This is a genomic window from Nocardia sp. CDC153 (genome assembly GCF_035818515.1).
Taxonomy (GTDB): Bacteria; Actinomycetota; Actinomycetes; order Mycobacteriales; family Mycobacteriaceae; genus Nocardia.
The window spans coordinates 416,295-431,317 of sequence record NZ_JAYKYU010000003.1; the positions used below are offsets into that span (position 1 = coordinate 416,295).

Below are 15,023 nucleotides of genomic sequence, written 5' to 3' on the forward strand. Positions count from 1 at the left end.
AATTCGCATCACCATCCGGAATCGGTGGCTCCGCCTCGGCGCGGCTGCTCCGAATCGGAAACGGATTCCTGGAATCCGCCGAGTCGCTCCGGCGATTTCGGGGGCGCGGTCGAGACGACCGGCGCATCGGGAATCGCCAATGCCTCACTGAGATCCGGCATTCCGGGAATGATGTCGGCCAGCTTGGGCAGCCGATGCCGGTTCTGCGACACCGGTGCCATGATTTCGCGACTCTGGCGCGCCACCTCCGCGGCTGCCTGTTTGGCCGCCTCCGTCACCGCCTTGGCGATCTCCGGATAGTCGAGTTCCTCGATGCCGGAACCGAATCGGGTCTCGATGACGGTGCCGTCGGCGTTCACCGTGACCGTCACTCGCTTGCCGCGCACGGTCGCGGAGGCGGTCAGGGCCGCGCGCTGGCGCTGCAGCTCGACGATGGTGCGCATCTCGTCGGCGAAACCGTCGAGAATGGCCGCGAGATCGTCCTTCTGATACTCGTTGCTCATTGCTGCGACTGGCCTCCGAACGCCTCGGCATTGGCCTGCTCGGTCTTCTCGAGCTCGTCCGCCGAATCCTGCTGCGACTTCGAGAAATTCCCGAAGGTGCCGGCCATGTTCTTGGTGCCGTCGACGATGTTCTTCTTGCTGGCCAGGTATCCCTGTTCACCATTGGCGAACTGGCTGCCCAGGCTGTCGCCGCCCCACGGCTCCCCCAGCGCCTCGGTGCGAGAAACGAGAGCGTCCACGACGCCCTGAATGCCATCCCGCACATCGCCGGTCTTCCGCGAAGCGGTTACCAGTAGATCGTGGTAGGACTCCAGCCGACCGCTCATGCTGTTGACCTTGACAGCCATGAGCGGCCAGCCAGTTGACGTAAAGTTAACGCGGAGTGCAGATTCGGTTGTTACGCGGCGTCCCGCCGCACCGCCCCGCGGTCACTCGTCGTAATCGCCACGCCACTCCATCTGTTGCAGGATCCGGTCGATGCACCCGGCGAGATACGAACTGAACTTGTGAGCGTCCACACCGACGGCGATAGGTGTCTCGGGATCCACGTCGATCAGGTAGCGGCCGTCGTCCGCCAGATCGCGCCACACCAATGTCGCCTTCGCCCGGCCGCGCGGGCCGTACTTCGACCGGCCCTGCACCACCCGCACCGCGCCGGTCAGTTCGGCCGGCGTGGAAAGGAAAGCCAGACTTTGCGCTTCGGTGGTGTCCTCGAAACTGTCGAAGGCCGCAGATGCCGAGCTCGCATAGAGGTCCGGCGGCGGCGGTTCCTTCACGATCGAGACCGCGGGCCGCCAGCCCGCCTCCCGCGGCGGCAGCTGGGCGATCAGCAGCGCGGGCATCGCCTCCGGTTCGCATTCCAGCAGCGTGATGTTCCCGCAGTGTTCCAGGGATTCGGCGGGCTCCTGCTTGATCACGAAGGCGCGGCGGCCCCGGCGCGCCCCCGCCAGCCGAAGGCGGGTGGCCGGATTGCGGAAATCGGTGTCGATCCAGGCCTGAATGCCAACCCACACTTCCGGATTCGCGATCGTCTCGAATTCCACACCGAAGCCCGGGCCCAATTCGGCATCGAGTCGGGTGCGCGTCTCGAACATCTCCCGCTCGTAGTCGTCTTCGAGCACGATACGGCTGGTGAACCGGAACGGCCGGGGCATCCGGCCACCCCGATAGCGGTCACACAGCGCCTGGAATTCGAGATCGGTGAGCTCCCATTTCATGACTCGATCACCGGGACATGGGCTTCGAGCGTGTGCGAGAGCGCGTCCACGAAGTCCACCGGGGCGGGTTCAGCTCCGGCGGTCGCGCCCTCGGTCACCACGGGGGCGGCCGCGACACCGAGCACCGGCTGGGCGAGCTCGCCGTCCAGGCCCGCGCGACCGAAGAGGTTGGTGAACGAGGGCGAACCCGGCGGCGCGGACGGAATCGCGTTCACCTGCCCGGAATCCTGCGGTGCCAACGGGATCGCGTTCACCTGCCCGGGTGCCGACGGGATCGCGGCCCCGCCCGCCGGGGTGGTGGCATCGCCCGGCAGGCCCGCGGCGGGCTGCGGGGTGGTGGTGGTCGCCGCGGCCGGGTCCAGGCCGAGCAGCTGCTTCAGCTCGGTCAGCTTGTCGGGCGACTGCTCGAGCGAGGCGAGCGCATTGGTCACCGTGTCCTGCGGCACCCCGAGCGCCTCGGCCAGCTTCGCGATATCGCCGGTGCCCAGGCTCGATCCGAGCTGCTGCAGCACCGATCCCAGCGACGAGAGGCCCTGCACACCGGTCGAGGCCGCGCTCATCAGCGAGCTCAGCATACTGGTCAGACTGGACAGGCCATCCTGGCCGGAACTACCGGAGGTGCTGCCTGCCCGCGGCACCGACGAATTCGGGTTCGTGCCATTGGGGTTCGTGCCGTTCGGATCGGTGCCGTTGGGATTGGTGCCGTTCGGGTTGGTGCCGTTGGGATTCTTGGCGTTCGGGTCGTTCGCCTTCGGGTTGTTGGCGTTGGGATCCTTCTTGTCCTCCAGCGGGGGAATATTCGCCGAGGGATGCGGCGTGCCGCCGGAACTCGACGGGCTGCCACCGGAACTCGACGGACCGCCGCCGGAGCCGGACTTGTCGCCCGGGCTGTCGCCGGGTTTGTCTCCCGGCTTGTCCCCGGGCTTATCCCCCGGTTTGTCGCCGGGCTTGTCCCCGGGTTTATCTCCCGGCTTGTCCCCGGGCTTATCCCCCGGTTTATCGCCGGGCTTGTCTCCCGGCTTATCCGTCTTCGGCAGGACCGTCGGTCCGCAGATAACCGGCAGCGTCGCCGCGGTGTTCTGCAGCGGATCGTGGTAGTCGCTCTGCCAGTCGTCGCGGTAGTCGTCGATGTCTGGGCCGTCGCAGTCGTCGGGGTCTTCCGGCGTGTCCGGCATGTCCTCCGCGGTGCAGGTCATCCACTCGGCGGTGTAGTTCAGCAGATCGCCGGTGGTCTTGGTGACATCGACGATCGGGGCCAGGTCATCGCAGTAACGCTTCACCGCCGCCTGCGCGGCATCGACACCAGCGCCCGGGACGCTGCTGGTCCACTCGCCATTGAGGCTCTGGATATTGTTGCTGAAGTCGCCCACGAACTTGTCGATCTGGCCGCTCAGCCACACCCACATATCCCCCGCGCTGGCGTAGGCGGCGGGCTTCATGGCCTGGCCGAGGTCGTACAGGTCCTTCCACTGCAACGACTTCTTGGCCTCGAGATGGGGGTCGACACCGGCCTTCGTCTTGCCGGAATCCTTCCGGAATTTGTCCAGGTCGTCCGGGAAGTCGGTGCCGTCATCGATATCGTCGGCGCTCTTCTTGCCCGGCGGATCCAGTTTGATGTCGGCGGCCGTCGTCGGCATGGGGGTGTGCTGGTACCGGAAGTTGTCCGCCGAGGCGTGGTCTGCGGTCAGATACGCCCGGCCCGCGGCCTCGAAGGTCAGACCCATGTCGGTGAGGATGGCGACGTGGGTGTCGAAGACGTTCAACAGCGCGGTGCCCGCCGCGTTGTAGGCGTGGGCCATCAGGTGGCCGGAGGTCAGGGTGCCGATATCCGGCAGTGAATCGAGACCGGCCCCCGAGGCCACCTTCTTGAGCGCCAGCAGCTGGCCGATCAGGGTGGCGACATACTGTGCGCCCTGTTCCGCCGCGCCGGGGTCGTATTTCAGCGTCCCCGCGTCCGCCAACTGCTTGAGTCCCGGCCAGGCTGTCTTGTCTTTGTTATCGTCTGCCATCGGTAACTACTGTCGCTCCGCCCAGTTTTCCGCTATCCGTGCCAGCACAGCCTACTGTCGTGAACTCCCAATGGCGCACAAGGAAATTCGGGGCATGCGCGGCGGGACCAGGGTAGCCAAGTCGGCGCGAGTCGGCTATCTGGGAAGATCGATGATCATGCGAATACTGGTGCAGCGTGTGAGATCGGCTCAGGTCAGCGTCGATGGCGCGGTGGTCGGGCGCATCGATCCGGCCGCGCACGGTGCACCCCAGGGGCTGGTCGCCTTGGTCGGTGTCACCCACACCGATACCGAGGCCACCGCGAAGGCACTGGCCGACAAGCTGTTCCGCCTGCGCATCCTGGACGGTGAACGCTCCGCCGCCGATCTGTCCGCGCCCATCCTGGTGATCAGCCAGTTCACCCTCTACGCCGACACCGCCAAGGGCCGCCGCCCCTCCTGGAACGCCGCCGCGCCGGGACCGGTCGCCGAGCCCCTGGTGGATACCTTCGCCGCCGCCCTGCGCGAGCTGGGCGCGACCGTCGCCACCGGACGGTTCGGGGCTCACATGCACGTCGAACTCGTCAACGACGGGCCCGTCACCCTGATGCTCGAAGCCTGAACTGCGGCAATACCGTCGCGGCTAGGGTGGCGGGCATGCTGTTGTGGATCAACGGGCCGTTCGGCGGGGGCAAGACGCAGACCGCGTTCGAACTGCATCGGCGACTGCCCGGGAGCGTGGTGTGCGATCCCGAGGAGGTCGGATTCGGGCTGCACCGGGTGATCCCGCGGGAGTTGCGGCCCGACTTCCAGGAGCTGACGGCCTGGCGGCAGGGCGTGGTCGAGACGCTCGATCTGGTGCTGCGCAAACACGACGGGCCGGTGATCGCGCCGATGACCGTGGTCGAGCCCGCCTATTTCGCCGAGACGGTCGGGCGGTTGCGCGAAATGGGCCATGACGTGCGGCATTTCGCGCTCATGGCCCGGCCCGAGACCGTGGTGCGGCGGCTGCGGGAGCGCGAGTGGGCCGGGCTGCGGCCCGAGCGCTGGGCCGTCGCCCAGGTCGACCGCTGTCTGGACGCGCTGGCCGCACCCGAATTCGCCGAACACATCCACACCGACGAGATCGCGGTGCGCGAGGTGGCGGATCGGATTGCCGCCGCCTCCGGGCTCACGCTGACCCCGAACACCGATGGGCCGCTGCGCACCCAGCTCCGTCGAGCGCGGGTGGCCATCAGGCATATTCGGTTCTGAGCCGCTCCGCCGTTTTGAGCCGAGGCGTCAGCGCACCCATTTGGAGGTCAGGCCCGCGACAATCGAACCGTCGAGATCCGAGAGGCTGTCGGCGACGAAGGAGCGGGCGAAATCCGAAGTCTGCCAACGGAACACGACCGGGTAGGCGGTAAGGGCCGACAGCACCACCTCGGCGACCTCGTCGGCGGTCTGGGCGGTGCTGTACGCCCCGCGGGTGCGGTTGATGTAGGCCTCCAACGCGGGCGCGTACGGGCCCGCGGCCGCAATGGCGGCGGGGATGTCGACGGCCGCGTTGTTGACGAATTCCGTTGTCACCGCGCCGGGTTCGATGACGCTCACGCCGACGCCGACCGTGGCAGCCACCGGCTCCAGACTCTGCATGAAACCCTCGACCGCGAACTTCGCGGCGCAGTAGGCCTCGTTGAACGGCTGGCCCACCGCGCCGCCGACACTGGTCACCGTCACCACGCGGCCCTTCGAGGCGCGCAGGTGCGGCATGGCGGCCTTGGTCACCTCGACCACACCGAAGAAGTTCACCTCCATAGCGCGGCGGATATCCGCCATGGGCAAATGCTCGACGGTGCCCACCACCGAGACCCCCGCATTGTTGACCACCGCGTCCAGGTGGCCATAGTCGGCGACCACGCCGTCTATGCACTCGGCGATCGAGGCCGGATCGGTGACATCGAGGCGGCGGACATCCGCACCCGTGTCCAGCACCGCCCCGGCCTTGCCAGGATCGCGCAGCGTCGCCACCGTCGTATACCCCGCCCGGACCGCCGCGCCGGCGACCGCCAGCCCAATCCCACTGGAAGTGCCCGTGATGAGAACAACCTTGTCCGCCATGCCCCCATCGAACCAGACCCAAGCCCCCCTCCCGGGTGCCACGCCCGAAGTATCAAGCAGCGCGCACCACCCGCCGCAGCAGCCCCTCCACGAGCGCGGTATCGCAGTGCTCGACAACCTCGACGATCCGCCCCTCGACCACGGTGAACAGGAAGCAGTAGGTCTGCCGGTATTCCCCACCCGCCCGGGTGATCCCGTACCCCCGCGCCTGCACCACCACCCGATCCCCATCGCCCAGAATCAGATCCGCCTCCATCCGATACCCATCAACGAACTGCGCCATCAACGGCCGCAAAAGCTCATGCACCACAACATTTTTCGGTGCCCAAGTACCCGACCACGACCAATTCCCCGGAAACACCCAGCGACACTCGTCCCCCATGGCGTCGGTGAGCGCCCTCCCATTACACAGGGCCATCTGCTCGAACACGGCTCGAATGAATTCCTTGTTCTCCACGCTGCTCATGCGATCGACGCTACGACGGCCCCAGACATGCGAACAGCGAGAATCACGCATACCCACCATGAGCGAACCGCATGTCTCAAGACTCACTCCGGGGCCGAGATGAACAGGACCGAGTCGCCCACCAGGGCGTAGACGACGTGCGATTGCGGATCGACCGCCGAGCCGACCAGCGACTTCATGCCGGTCCGGAACGGTGTCCCGTCGGTGCGCCGCGCGGTGTCGACGACCCGCAATTGGTAACCCTCCCCGCTGTTTTCGACGACATAGGCCCGGTGCCGCTCGGGATCCACCGCGACCGCGCCGAAATCACTGCCCCCGACCTTGGCGACGAGCGCGTCGGTCACCAGATCGACGGGGTACGTGGTGCCGTTGTCGGTCATCACGACGGTATTCGCGGCGAAATCCACTGCCATCCGGACCATTCCGTTCGTCGGCACCGCGAACAGACCCGTCACCCGCTGGGCCGCCAGATCCACGACGATGACGCCGTCACCGTCCTTTGTCGCCGGGCCATAGAAAGCGTCTGCAGCGAACCGTCGGGGGCCGAGATGAGGAGCGAGACGTTCAACGATCCCGGTCCGAGATCGTGACCGCCAGGCGCGATCCCGGCGGAGCCGCAGCGATTCCGGCATACGGGCCGAAGACACCCACACCCGTCAACACAATCCCCTCCCACAATCGACGCGGCGTCGATCCTAACCCGGCGCAAACGACCGCACCCGCCTCGGCGCAGGCCGGGCGGGTGCGGAAAGCGTTGGGCGGGGGTTATTCCGGGCGGAGGGTGAGGATTCGGGGGCCGTCTTCGGTGACGGCTACCGTGTGTTCCCAGTGGGCGGCGCGGGAGCCGTCGTCGGTGACGACGGTCCAATGGTCGTCCAGCTCATGGGTTTCCGTGGTGCCGAGGGTGAGCATGGGCTCGATGGCCAGGACGGAGCCGACGCGGAGTTCCGGGCCCTTGCCGGGGGCGCCCTCGTTGGGGAGGAAGGGGTCCATGTGCATTTCGCGGCCGATGGCGTGGCCGCCGTAGCCGGAGACGATGCCGTACTTGCGGTCGTGCAGCTTCTCCGCGGCGTAGGTGCCCTGCTCGATGGCGTGCGAGACGTCCGAGAGGCGGTTGCCGGGGAGCATGGCGGCGATGCCCGCCTCCATGGACAGGCGGGTGGCCTCCGACAGCAGGCGGTCGGCCTCGATGATGGTGCCGACGCCGAAGGTCCAGGCCGAGTCGCCGTGCCAGCCGTCGAGGATGGCGCCGCAGTCGATGGACACCAGGTCGCCCTCGACCAGGATCTCGTCCTTGGTCGGGATGCCGTGCACCACACGGTCGTTCACCGACGAGCAGATCGAACCCGGGAACCCGTGGTAGCCCTTGAAGGACGGGATGGCCCCGGCCTCACGGATCACCGACTCGGCCACCTCGTCCAACTCCAGGGTGGAGACCCCGGGCTTGGCGGCGGCCCGCACCGCCACCAGCGCGCGACCGACGATGGCGCCGGCCGCCGCCATGGCGTCCAGTTCACCGGAGGTGCGGAAGGGCACCACCCGCTTGCTCTTGCGGCCGAAGACCATTCAGCGACCCAGCGCCTTCAGCGCACGCGCGTTGACCTCGTCGATCTCGCCGACGCCCTCGACCGACACGACCGAACCGTCGTAGTGGTCCAGCAGCGGCTCGGTCTCCTCGCGGTAGACGCGCATGCGGTTGCGGATGACCTCTTCGGTGTCGTCGCCGCGGCCGCGGGCCAGCATGCGCTCGACCACCACGTCCTCATCGACCACGAAGGACAGCACGGCGTCGAGCTCCTTGCCCGACTCCTTGAGCATCTTCTCGAGCGCCTCGGCCTGATCCACGGTGCGCGGGTAGCCGTCGAGGATGAAGCCGTTGACGGCGTCCGGCTCGGCGATGCGGGCCTCGACCATGCGGTTGGTCACGTCGGAGGGAACCAGGTTCCCGGCGTCGAGGTACTGCTGCGCCTCGCGGCCCAGCGGGGTCTGCTGGCTGATGTTCGTGCGGAACAGGGCTCCAGTGGAGATGTGCGGAACACCGAGCTTTTCCGACAACAGTTCGGCCTGGGTGCCTTTACCGGCACCGGGCGGTCCGAGCAGTACGAGTCTCACTTCAGGAACCCTTCGTAGTTTCGGTTCATCAACTGGCTCTCGATCTGTTTCACGGTATCGAGGCCGACGCTCACAATGATCAGCACCGCGGTACCACCGAACGGCAGGTTGGTCACACCGCCCGAGGCCCCGATCCCGAGGAGCAGGTTCGGCAGAACAGCGACAGCACCGAGGTAGATGGAGCCGGGGAGGGTGATTCGGCTCAGGACGTAGTTCAGGTAGTCGGCGGTCGGCTTGCCCGGACGGTAGCCCGGAATGAAGCCGCCGAACTTCTTCATCTCGTCCGCGCGCTCCTCCGGATTGAAGGTGATCGCGACATAGAAGTAGGTGAAGAACACGATCAACGCGAAGTAGATGCCCACGTAGACCGGGTTGCTCGGGTTGACCAGATACTTCTGGATCAACTCCTGCCACTTGGCCGGGTTGCCCGAGGACTTCTGGGTCAACTGCGCCAACAGGTTCGGCAGGTACAGCAGCGAGGACGCGAAGATGACCGGGATGACACCCGCCTGGTTCACCTTCAACGGCAGATAGGTCGAGGACCCGCCGTACATCTTGCGGCCGACCACGCGCTTGGCGTACTGCACCGGAATCCGGCGCTGGCCCTGCTCGACGAAGATGACGCCGACGATGACCACGAGCGCGGCGCACGCCACCAGGGTGGTGGTGATCCAGCCGCGGCTGTCGTAGATCATCTTGCCCTCGGAGGGGATACGGGCCGCGATGCCCGCGAAGATCAACAGCGACATGCCGTTACCGATGCCGCGTTCGGTGATCTGCTCGCCGAACCACATGACCAGGGCCGCGCCCGCGGTCATGACCAGCACGATGATGATCATGCCGAAGATCGAGGTGTCGTCGAGAATGTCCTTGGGGCAGCCACGCAGCAGCTGTCCGCGGGAGGCGAGCGCGACCAGACCGGTCGACTGCAGCACGGCCAACGCGACAGACAGATAGCGCGTGTACTGGGTCATCTTGTTCTGACCCGCTTGGCCTTCTTTGCGCAGTTCCTCGAACCGCGGAATGACGACGGTCAGCAGCTGAATAATGATGCTCGCCGTGATGTACGGCATGATGCCGATCGCGAACACCGACAGCTGCAGCAGCGCGCCACCGGAGAAGAGATTGATGAGCTGGTAGATACCGGCGGAGTCACCGCCGTTGACCAGATTGACGCATTCTTGAACGTTCTTGTAACTGACGCCCGGCGAGGGCAGCGACGCACCGAGCCGGTAGAGCGCGATCAGTCCCAGCGTGAAGAGAATCTTCCGCCGTAAGTCCGGGGTCCGGAAAGCCGACACGAAGGCGGAAAGCACAGATCCTCCTGGCTAACGACATGGGTCAGGCCACGGATTCAGCGATGGGAACGCCGAGAACCATGACGGTGTTGGCAGACAACACTTGAACTTTAACAGCGACACCGGGCGAGCTCGCGACTCGCCCGGTGTCATTGCTACTTCAGGTTACCGTCAGGCCAGCTCGGTGGCGGTGCCACCGGCCGCGACGATCTTCTCCTTGGCGGAGCCGGAGAACTTGTCCGCCGAAACCTGCACGGCCACAGCGATTTCGCCCTCGGCGAGCACCTTCACGAGCTCGTTCTTGCGAACCAGGCCCTTGGCGACCAGCTCGGCCTTGCCGATGGTGCCGCCCTCGGGGAACACGCGGGCGATGTCACCGACGTTCACGACCTGGTACTCGGTGCGGAACGGGTTGGTGAAGCCCTTGAGCTTGGGCAGACGCATGTGAATCGGCATCTGACCGCCCTCGAAGCGGACCGGGACGTTCTTGCGAGCCTTCGTACCCTTGGTACCGCGGCCCGCGGTCTTGCCCTTGGAACCCTCACCGCGACCCACACGGGTCTTCTCGGTCTTGGAACCGGGGGCAGGACGCAGGTGATGCAACTTGATGGTCATGCGTTGACCTCCTCTACAACAACGAGGTGGCGCACGACGTTGATCAGGCCGCGGTTCTGCGCGTTGTCCTCACGCACCACGGACTGGCGGATCTTGCGCAGCCCGAGGGTGCGCAGCGACTCGCGCTGATTCGCCTTGGCGCCGATGCTGGACTTGACCTGGGTCACTTTCAGCTGTGCCATATCAGACTCCCTGTCCCGCGCGCGCACGCAGCATGCCCGCAGGAGCGACGTCCTCGAGGGGCAGGCCACGACGGGCCGCGACCTCTTCGGGACGCTGCAGCTGCTTGAGGGCAGCGACGGTGGCGTGCACGACGTTGATGGCGTTGTCGCTACCGAGCGACTTGGCCAGAACATCATGGATGCCAGCGCATTCCAGCACGGCACGGCAGGCGCCACCGGCGATCACACCGGTACCGGGCGAAGCCGGACGCAGCATGACGACACCGGCCGCGGCCTCACCCTGAACCGGGTGGGTGACCGTGGAGCCGATCATCGGAACGCGGAAGAAGTTCTTGCGAGCCTCTTCGACACCCTTCTGGATGGCCGCGGGAACTTCCTTGGCCTTGCCGTAGCCGACACCGACCAGACCGTTGCCGTCACCGACGATCACGAGGGCGGTGAAGCTGAAGCGACGACCACCCTTCACGACCTTGGAGACGCGGTTGATCGCGACGACGCGCTCGAGCTGGTTCTTCTCGGCGGCATTGTCCCGACGATCGTTGCCGCCGCGGCGGTCGCGACCGCCACCGCGCTGATCGCGGTCGTTGTTGCCACCATTCTGTCCGGCGGGACCGTTTCCGCCGTCACGCCGCTGACGTCCCGGCATCAGACGTTCCCTTCGTTCGCAGTGTTGATCATCAGAACTTCAGCCCACCTTCACGGGCGGCGTCGGCGAGCGCCGCGATGCGGCCGTGGTAGTCATGACCACCACGGTCGAACACGACCGCCTCGACACCGGCAGCCTTGGCGCGGGCGGCGATGAGCTCGCCGACCTTGGCGCCCTTGGCGGACTTGTCGCCCTCGACGGCACGCACATCGGCCTCGATGGTCGACGCGGCGGCAATGGTCTTGCCGACGGTGTCGTCGATCAGCTGAGCGTGGATGTGGCGCGAGGAGCGGTTGACCACCAGGCGCGGACGCTCGGTGGTGCCTGCGATCTTCTTGCGCAGACGGAAGTGACGACGCGCCTTGGACAGACGACGCGCGGTCGAGACGTCGGTGCCGATCGGCTTACGAGCGGCCTTCTGCTTTTCGGTTTGTGCCATGGCTTACTTACCCGTCTTTCCGACCTTGCGGCGAACGACCTCACCGGCGTAGCGGATGCCCTTGCCCTTGTACGGATCGGGCTTACGCAGGCCGTGGATCACCGCGGCGATCTGGCCGACCTTCTGCTTGTCGATGCCGGACACCGAGAACTTGGTCGGGGACTCCACCGCGAAGGTGATGCCCTCGGGGGCGTCGACCGGGACCGGGTGGCTGTAGCCCAGGGCGAACTCGAGGTTCGAGCCCTTGGCCTGCACGCGGTAACCGACGCCGAAGATTTCCATCTTCTTCTCGTAGCCCTGCGTCACACCGATGATCATGTTGTTGATCAGGGTGCGGGTCAGACCGTGCAGGGAGCGGTTCTGGCGCTCGTCGTTGGGACGAACCACCTCGAGCTCACCCGACTCGGCCTTGGTGACGGTGATCGGCTCGGCCACCACGTGCGACAGGGTGCCCTTGGAACCCTTCACGGTGATGTTCTGGCCGTCGATGGTCACCTCGACTCCGGCGGGAACCGGGATCGGCTTCTTACCGATACGCGACATTGTTCCTACCTCCCTTACCAGACGTAGGCGAGGACTTCGCCGCCCACGCCCTGCTGCTTGGCCTGACGGTCAGTGAGCAGACCGGAGGACGTGGAGATAATCGCCACGCCGAGGCCGCCGAGCACCTTGGGCAGGTTGGTGGACTTCGCGTAAACCCGGAGACCCGGCTTCGACACGCGGCGGACGCCCTGCAGGGAGCGCTCACGCGAGGGGCCGTACTTCAGGTCGACGATCAGGGTCTTGCCGACGTTCGCGTCTTCGGTGCGGTAGTCGGCGATGTAGCCCTCGCGCTTGAGGATCTCGGCGATGTTCGCCTTGAGCTTCGAGTGCGGAGCCTTCACCTGATCGTGGTACGCCGAGTTGGCGTTGCGCAGACGGGTCAAAAAGTCTGCGATGGGATCGGTCATGGTCATGTTCGACCGTTACCTCTCTCGCCGCGGTTCCCATTCAGCACCGTCAAAGGGCGGTCGTGGGCCTACGACAAATAGGGGCGGTCCAGCCGGGGTTGCCCGACCGGATTGAGCACTTGCGCCCGGAGCAACGCCACCCGCGCCAGGCGCGAATGGACACAGCTGTGCCCGAGCAACCGGTCTAGTGTAGACAACCGCAGATCAGCCACCAAATCGGGGGGCCGAGGAGGAGCTGTGAAACGTGTCATGGGAACGCTGGAACGGACAATCGGGACGCTGCTCGCCGTCGCGGCCGTAGGCGCGAGCCTGGCGGCGGTCGGGTGCACGACCGTCATCGACGGCCAAGGCGTCGCCAACGAGGCCGATGTCACCGCCTACCGCTCATCGGTGGCCGCCAGCTCCGCGGCCGCCGCCACCTCCGCACAGGCGGCCAGCCGTCAGAACTCGGTCTGCAGCGCCTTCTTCTCCGCCGCCGTCGAGGCCAGCCTCAAACTCGAGACCGTCAAACAACGCCTGAACGAACACGCCTCCGCCGAGGCCACCCTGCCCGCCATCACCGACGCCGCCACCGCCCTCAACGCCGCCGCCAAACAGGTAGGCGACGCCCTCTCCACCGCCCCCACCCCCGCCGCCTTCACCTCCACCCTGACCGAATACTCCCAAGCCGCAACAGCATTCGCCACCGAATGGACCAACCTCGGCCAAGGCACCGGCAACGAGGACAACTTCATGTCCGCCCAAGACCGCTACTTCAACGCCAAAGACGCCGCCCTATCCGCCTGCCCGTGAATTGATGTAGCGACGCACAGCATCGGCCGCCATGATTGCAGCATGAATCGGGCCATCACGACGACCGAGCTCAAATCCCTTCTTGCCCGCTTCGCGGATGCGGGAAGCGGTGCCGAGGAACGCGCGCAGATCGACGCCGTGTTCGGCGAGGAGCGGCTGGACGACTGAGGCTGGCCGTCGTGCCGGTGCGGCAACGACCAATCGAGCGGATCAGCGCTGCCAGACGCCGCTGGCGAGAAAGGTGTCCCACTGGTCGGCGCGGAACCACAGCTCCGAGCCACGGTCCTTGCTGTCCCTGATTCCAACGCGCCCGTCGGCGAGGAAGATCTCAACGCACTCATTGGCTTGGGCGGATCGACTGGACTTGAACCACTTACCCGTTGGCGGCATCTCGGTCATGCTGAGCGCTCCCTCACCATTTTCCACACCAGATCCCTGGTGGCTTCCTCACTCAACGCTACCGCTCCCATCCCAGCTATGGCCTGTCGATAGCGATCGATCACGTCGGTTCGCTCGAGGTAGAGAGCACCTTCCGCGCCTTCGGCGTAGACAACCGGTGGCTCGACCAATTTGGTTGCCATAGACGGGAATTCGAGAAGTGTGAACGACTGGACTATCAGCCCGGGATGCATGCCCGCGCCATGGCGGACGACCCGCACCGACACGTTCGGCCGCTCACTCATTTCGGCGAGATGAAGCAGCTGACCGACCAAGACGCTCGAGCCACCGGGTTGGTGCAGCAACACCGACTCCGACAGCAGCGCAACGAGGTTCAGATCATCGTCGATAAGGCGCTGTTGCCGACGCGCGGCCAGTTCCAGCAGACGTTCGGTATCGACCGCTGACATGTCGGGGACGGTAGCCCTGATGATCGCGCGACGGTATTCCGAAGCTTGCAGAAGGCCCGGCACAAGTACGAGTTGATGCGAGGTCAGGCATGTCGCGGCCGCCTCGAGTCGCAGGTAATGATCGAAGTAGGTCTTGTAGACGTCGCTGTACCCCTGCCACCAGCCTTTGCTCTGCCCCTGCGCCTTGGCCAACTTGTCCTGCCGTTTGACCACGTCCCACATCTCGAGTGCCTCTGCGCGCTCGGTGGACGTCGCTTGATAGACGTCGAGCAGCTTTTCGATCTGTGGTGTGGAAACCTTCGACGGCAATCCATCCTCCAACCGCAGGATTGTCGGCGGCGAAACATCGATCGCCAAACCGGCTGTCAGCATGCTCTTTTGCGACCGTTCGCGAAGCGTACGGAGAAAGCGACCGAATGCCCTTCTGGGAATGGTAGATCCAGTCATTTCGTTACTCTCGCTATCTGGGTTGATTCGCGATGAAACGTTCCTTCATGTAATTCCGGTGGATCTCACGCAATCTAGCCATTCTACTTTTCGCACAGGCATTTCGAGGTGTCTACTGGGCGCAGGCGAGGACAGCGCGCATCCAAGCCGCCACCGAATCCGCTCTCCGCTAACACCATCGATGAGGAGATGGTTGTAATGCCTTTGGATATCTGGTCTTTGGTTCTCGCCGCGCTGTCGGTTCTGCTCATTGTCGCGACGATCTACTGGGGCATCACCGATGACCGCTCCCCGACTCCGCCCACGCCGAGTGACGCGCTCCTCGTCGTGGGCGGCCACCACCTCGCCCGAGTCCCCCTTCACAACCGACACCGCCAACACGGCCGACACCGAGCCGGGTGACGGTGTGTATTCGATGGT

22 protein-coding genes are annotated in these 15,023 nt (G+C 65.7%); 4 read left to right on the forward strand and 18 right to left on the reverse strand.

Features of this window, described 5'->3' with window-relative positions; genetic code table 11:
• Positions 1 to 8: 8 nt before the first annotated feature.
• The 4 genes from VMT65_RS18580 to VMT65_RS18595 form a co-directional block, all read right to left on the reverse strand.
• Positions 9 to 503 carry a YbaB/EbfC family nucleoid-associated protein gene (locus VMT65_RS18580; protein ID WP_326309544.1) on the reverse strand — a complete coding sequence of 165 codons (495 nt, stop codon included), beginning with the start codon at positions 501 to 503 and terminating at the stop codon, positions 9 to 11.
• On the reverse strand, positions 500 to 829 hold the full coding sequence (locus tag VMT65_RS18585) for a hypothetical protein (protein ID WP_326309545.1): 330 nt from the start codon (positions 827 to 829) through the stop codon (positions 500 to 502). The genes VMT65_RS18580 and VMT65_RS18585 overlap by 4 nt, the downstream gene beginning before the upstream one ends.
• A gap of 102 nt (positions 830 to 931) precedes the next feature.
• On the reverse strand, positions 932 to 1,720 hold the full coding sequence (locus tag VMT65_RS18590; protein WP_326309546.1) for an ESX secretion-associated protein EspG: 789 nt from the start codon (positions 1,718 to 1,720) through the stop codon (positions 932 to 934).
• Complete coding sequence (locus tag VMT65_RS18595) at positions 1,717 to 3,729, reverse strand: hypothetical protein (protein WP_326309547.1); 2,013 nt, start codon at positions 3,727 to 3,729, stop codon at positions 1,717 to 1,719. The genes VMT65_RS18590 and VMT65_RS18595 overlap by 4 nt, the downstream gene beginning before the upstream one ends.
• 157 nt (positions 3,730 to 3,886) lie before the next feature.
• On the opposite strand from VMT65_RS18595, the gene dtd reads away from it, so the two are divergent.
• On the forward strand, positions 3,887 to 4,330 hold the full coding sequence (gene dtd, locus VMT65_RS18600) for a D-aminoacyl-tRNA deacylase (protein WP_326310294.1): 444 nt from the start codon (positions 3,887 to 3,889) through the stop codon (positions 4,328 to 4,330).
• Between the two features lie 35 nt (positions 4,331 to 4,365).
• The gene (locus VMT65_RS18605; protein ID WP_326309549.1) at positions 4,366 to 4,962 is read left to right on the forward strand and encodes an AAA family ATPase; all 597 of its coding nucleotides are present in this window, start codon (positions 4,366 to 4,368) and stop codon (positions 4,960 to 4,962) included.
• Between the two features lie 27 nt (positions 4,963 to 4,989).
• Here the strand turns inward: VMT65_RS18605 and VMT65_RS18610 are convergent, their stop codons facing one another.
• From VMT65_RS18610 to rpsH, 12 genes are all read right to left on the reverse strand, one after another.
• Positions 4,990 to 5,808 (reverse strand): SDR family NAD(P)-dependent oxidoreductase, encoded by an 819-nt coding sequence (locus VMT65_RS18610; protein WP_326309550.1) that lies wholly within the window; start codon positions 5,806 to 5,808, stop codon positions 4,990 to 4,992.
• Between the two features lie 52 nt (positions 5,809 to 5,860).
• Positions 5,861 to 6,274 carry a nuclear transport factor 2 family protein gene (locus VMT65_RS18615; protein ID WP_326309551.1) on the reverse strand — a complete coding sequence of 138 codons (414 nt, stop codon included), beginning with the start codon at positions 6,272 to 6,274 and terminating at the stop codon, positions 5,861 to 5,863.
• 83 nt (positions 6,275 to 6,357) lie between these two features.
• A complete protein-coding gene (locus VMT65_RS18620) occupies positions 6,358 to 6,687 on the reverse strand; it encodes a hypothetical protein (protein ID WP_326309552.1) in 330 nt (109 codons plus the stop codon).
• Between the two features lie 352 nt (positions 6,688 to 7,039).
• Entirely contained in the window at positions 7,040 to 7,840 is an 801-nt protein-coding gene (map, locus tag VMT65_RS18625) for a type I methionyl aminopeptidase (protein WP_326309553.1), read from the reverse strand.
• Positions 7,841 to 8,386, reverse strand: coding sequence for an adenylate kinase (locus VMT65_RS18630; protein WP_326309554.1), 546 nt, complete (start codon positions 8,384 to 8,386; stop codon positions 7,841 to 7,843). It lies immediately after the preceding gene.
• Positions 8,383 to 9,702, reverse strand: coding sequence for a preprotein translocase subunit SecY (gene secY, locus VMT65_RS18635; RefSeq protein ID WP_326309555.1), 1,320 nt, complete (start codon positions 9,700 to 9,702; stop codon positions 8,383 to 8,385). The genes VMT65_RS18630 and secY overlap by 4 nt, the downstream gene beginning before the upstream one ends.
• A 153-nt stretch (positions 9,703 to 9,855) precedes the next feature.
• Positions 9,856 to 10,299, reverse strand: a complete 444-nt coding sequence (gene rplO, locus VMT65_RS18640) for a 50S ribosomal protein L15 (RefSeq protein WP_326309556.1) — start codon at positions 10,297 to 10,299, stop codon at positions 9,856 to 9,858.
• A complete protein-coding gene (rpmD, locus tag VMT65_RS18645; protein ID WP_326309557.1) occupies positions 10,296 to 10,481 on the reverse strand; it encodes a 50S ribosomal protein L30 in 186 nt (61 codons plus the stop codon). The genes rplO and rpmD overlap by 4 nt, the downstream gene beginning before the upstream one ends.
• A 1-nt stretch (position 10,482) precedes the next feature.
• On the reverse strand, positions 10,483 to 11,127 hold the full coding sequence (gene rpsE / locus VMT65_RS18650; protein ID WP_326309558.1) for a 30S ribosomal protein S5: 645 nt from the start codon (positions 11,125 to 11,127) through the stop codon (positions 10,483 to 10,485).
• 31 nt (positions 11,128 to 11,158) lie between these two features.
• Positions 11,159 to 11,566, reverse strand: coding sequence for a 50S ribosomal protein L18 (rplR, locus tag VMT65_RS18655; protein WP_326309560.1), 408 nt, complete (start codon positions 11,564 to 11,566; stop codon positions 11,159 to 11,161).
• Positions 11,567 to 11,569: 3 nt separating this feature from the next.
• A complete protein-coding gene (gene rplF, locus VMT65_RS18660) occupies positions 11,570 to 12,109 on the reverse strand; it encodes a 50S ribosomal protein L6 (RefSeq protein WP_326309561.1) in 540 nt (179 codons plus the stop codon).
• 14 nt (positions 12,110 to 12,123) lie between these two features.
• A complete protein-coding gene (gene rpsH / locus VMT65_RS18665; protein ID WP_326309562.1) occupies positions 12,124 to 12,522 on the reverse strand; it encodes a 30S ribosomal protein S8 in 399 nt (132 codons plus the stop codon).
• A 231-nt stretch (positions 12,523 to 12,753) separates the two neighbouring features.
• Between rpsH and VMT65_RS18670 the strand changes: the two genes are divergently transcribed.
• Together VMT65_RS18670 and VMT65_RS18675 are read left to right on the forward strand one after the other, a co-directional pair.
• Positions 12,754 to 13,308, forward strand: coding sequence for a hypothetical protein (locus VMT65_RS18670; protein WP_326309563.1), 555 nt, complete (start codon positions 12,754 to 12,756; stop codon positions 13,306 to 13,308).
• Positions 13,309 to 13,350: 42 nt separating this feature from the next.
• On the forward strand, positions 13,351 to 13,476 hold the full coding sequence (locus tag VMT65_RS18675; RefSeq protein WP_326309564.1) for a hypothetical protein: 126 nt from the start codon (positions 13,351 to 13,353) through the stop codon (positions 13,474 to 13,476).
• Positions 13,477 to 13,518: 42 nt separating this feature from the next.
• Here VMT65_RS18675 and VMT65_RS18680 read toward each other — a convergent pair whose 3' ends face one another.
• Together VMT65_RS18680 and VMT65_RS18685 are read right to left on the reverse strand one after the other, a co-directional pair.
• Positions 13,519 to 13,707, reverse strand: a complete 189-nt coding sequence (locus tag VMT65_RS18680) for a DUF397 domain-containing protein (RefSeq protein ID WP_326309566.1) — start codon at positions 13,705 to 13,707, stop codon at positions 13,519 to 13,521.
• Complete coding sequence (locus tag VMT65_RS18685) at positions 13,704 to 14,603, reverse strand: helix-turn-helix domain-containing protein (protein WP_326309568.1); 900 nt, start codon at positions 14,601 to 14,603, stop codon at positions 13,704 to 13,706. Before VMT65_RS18685 ends, VMT65_RS18680 begins: the two co-directional genes overlap by 4 nt.
• Positions 14,604 to 15,023: the final 420 nt, after the last annotated feature.

Bases quoted from the DNA above. Each gene is read 5' to 3' on its own strand.
- VMT65_RS18580 (WP_326309544.1), bottom strand. From the start codon at position 503: ATGAGCAACGAGTATCAGAAGGACGATCTCGCGGCCATTCTCGACGGT.
- VMT65_RS18585 (WP_326309545.1), bottom strand. From the start codon at position 829: ATGAGCGGTCGGCTGGAGTCCTACCACGATCTACTGGTAACCGCTTCG.
- VMT65_RS18590 (WP_326309546.1), bottom strand. From the start codon at position 1,720: ATGAAATGGGAGCTCACCGATCTCGAATTCCAGGCGCTGTGTGACCGC.
- VMT65_RS18595 (WP_326309547.1), bottom strand. From the start codon at position 3,729: ATGGCAGACGATAACAAAGACAAGACAGCCTGGCCGGGACTCAAGCAG.
- dtd (WP_326310294.1), top strand. From the start codon at position 3,887: ATGCGAATACTGGTGCAGCGTGTGAGATCGGCTCAGGTCAGCGTCGAT.
- VMT65_RS18605 (WP_326309549.1), top strand. From the start codon at position 4,366: ATGCTGTTGTGGATCAACGGGCCGTTCGGCGGGGGCAAGACGCAGACC.
- VMT65_RS18610 (WP_326309550.1), bottom strand. From the start codon at position 5,808: ATGGCGGACAAGGTTGTTCTCATCACGGGCACTTCCAGTGGGATTGGG.
- VMT65_RS18615 (WP_326309551.1), bottom strand. From the start codon at position 6,274: ATGAGCAGCGTGGAGAACAAGGAATTCATTCGAGCCGTGTTCGAGCAG.
- VMT65_RS18620 (WP_326309552.1), bottom strand. From the start codon at position 6,687: ATGGCAGTGGATTTCGCCGCGAATACCGTCGTGATGACCGACAACGGC.
- map (WP_326309553.1), bottom strand. From the start codon at position 7,840: ATGGTCTTCGGCCGCAAGAGCAAGCGGGTGGTGCCCTTCCGCACCTCC.
- rplO (WP_326309556.1), bottom strand. From the start codon at position 10,299: ATGACCATCAAGTTGCATCACCTGCGTCCTGCCCCCGGTTCCAAGACC.
- rpmD (WP_326309557.1), bottom strand. From the start codon at position 10,481: ATGGCACAGCTGAAAGTGACCCAGGTCAAGTCCAGCATCGGCGCCAAG.
- rpsE (WP_326309558.1), bottom strand. From the start codon at position 11,127: ATGCCGGGACGTCAGCGGCGTGACGGCGGAAACGGTCCCGCCGGACAG.
- rplR (WP_326309560.1), bottom strand. From the start codon at position 11,566: ATGGCACAAACCGAAAAGCAGAAGGCCGCTCGTAAGCCGATCGGCACC.
- rplF (WP_326309561.1), bottom strand. From the start codon at position 12,109: ATGTCGCGTATCGGTAAGAAGCCGATCCCGGTTCCCGCCGGAGTCGAG.
- rpsH (WP_326309562.1), bottom strand. From the start codon at position 12,522: ATGACCATGACCGATCCCATCGCAGACTTTTTGACCCGTCTGCGCAAC.
- VMT65_RS18675 (WP_326309564.1), top strand. From the start codon at position 13,351: ATGAATCGGGCCATCACGACGACCGAGCTCAAATCCCTTCTTGCCCGC.
- VMT65_RS18680 (WP_326309566.1), bottom strand. From the start codon at position 13,707: ATGACCGAGATGCCGCCAACGGGTAAGTGGTTCAAGTCCAGTCGATCC.
- VMT65_RS18685 (WP_326309568.1), bottom strand. From the start codon at position 14,603: ATGACTGGATCTACCATTCCCAGAAGGGCATTCGGTCGCTTTCTCCGT.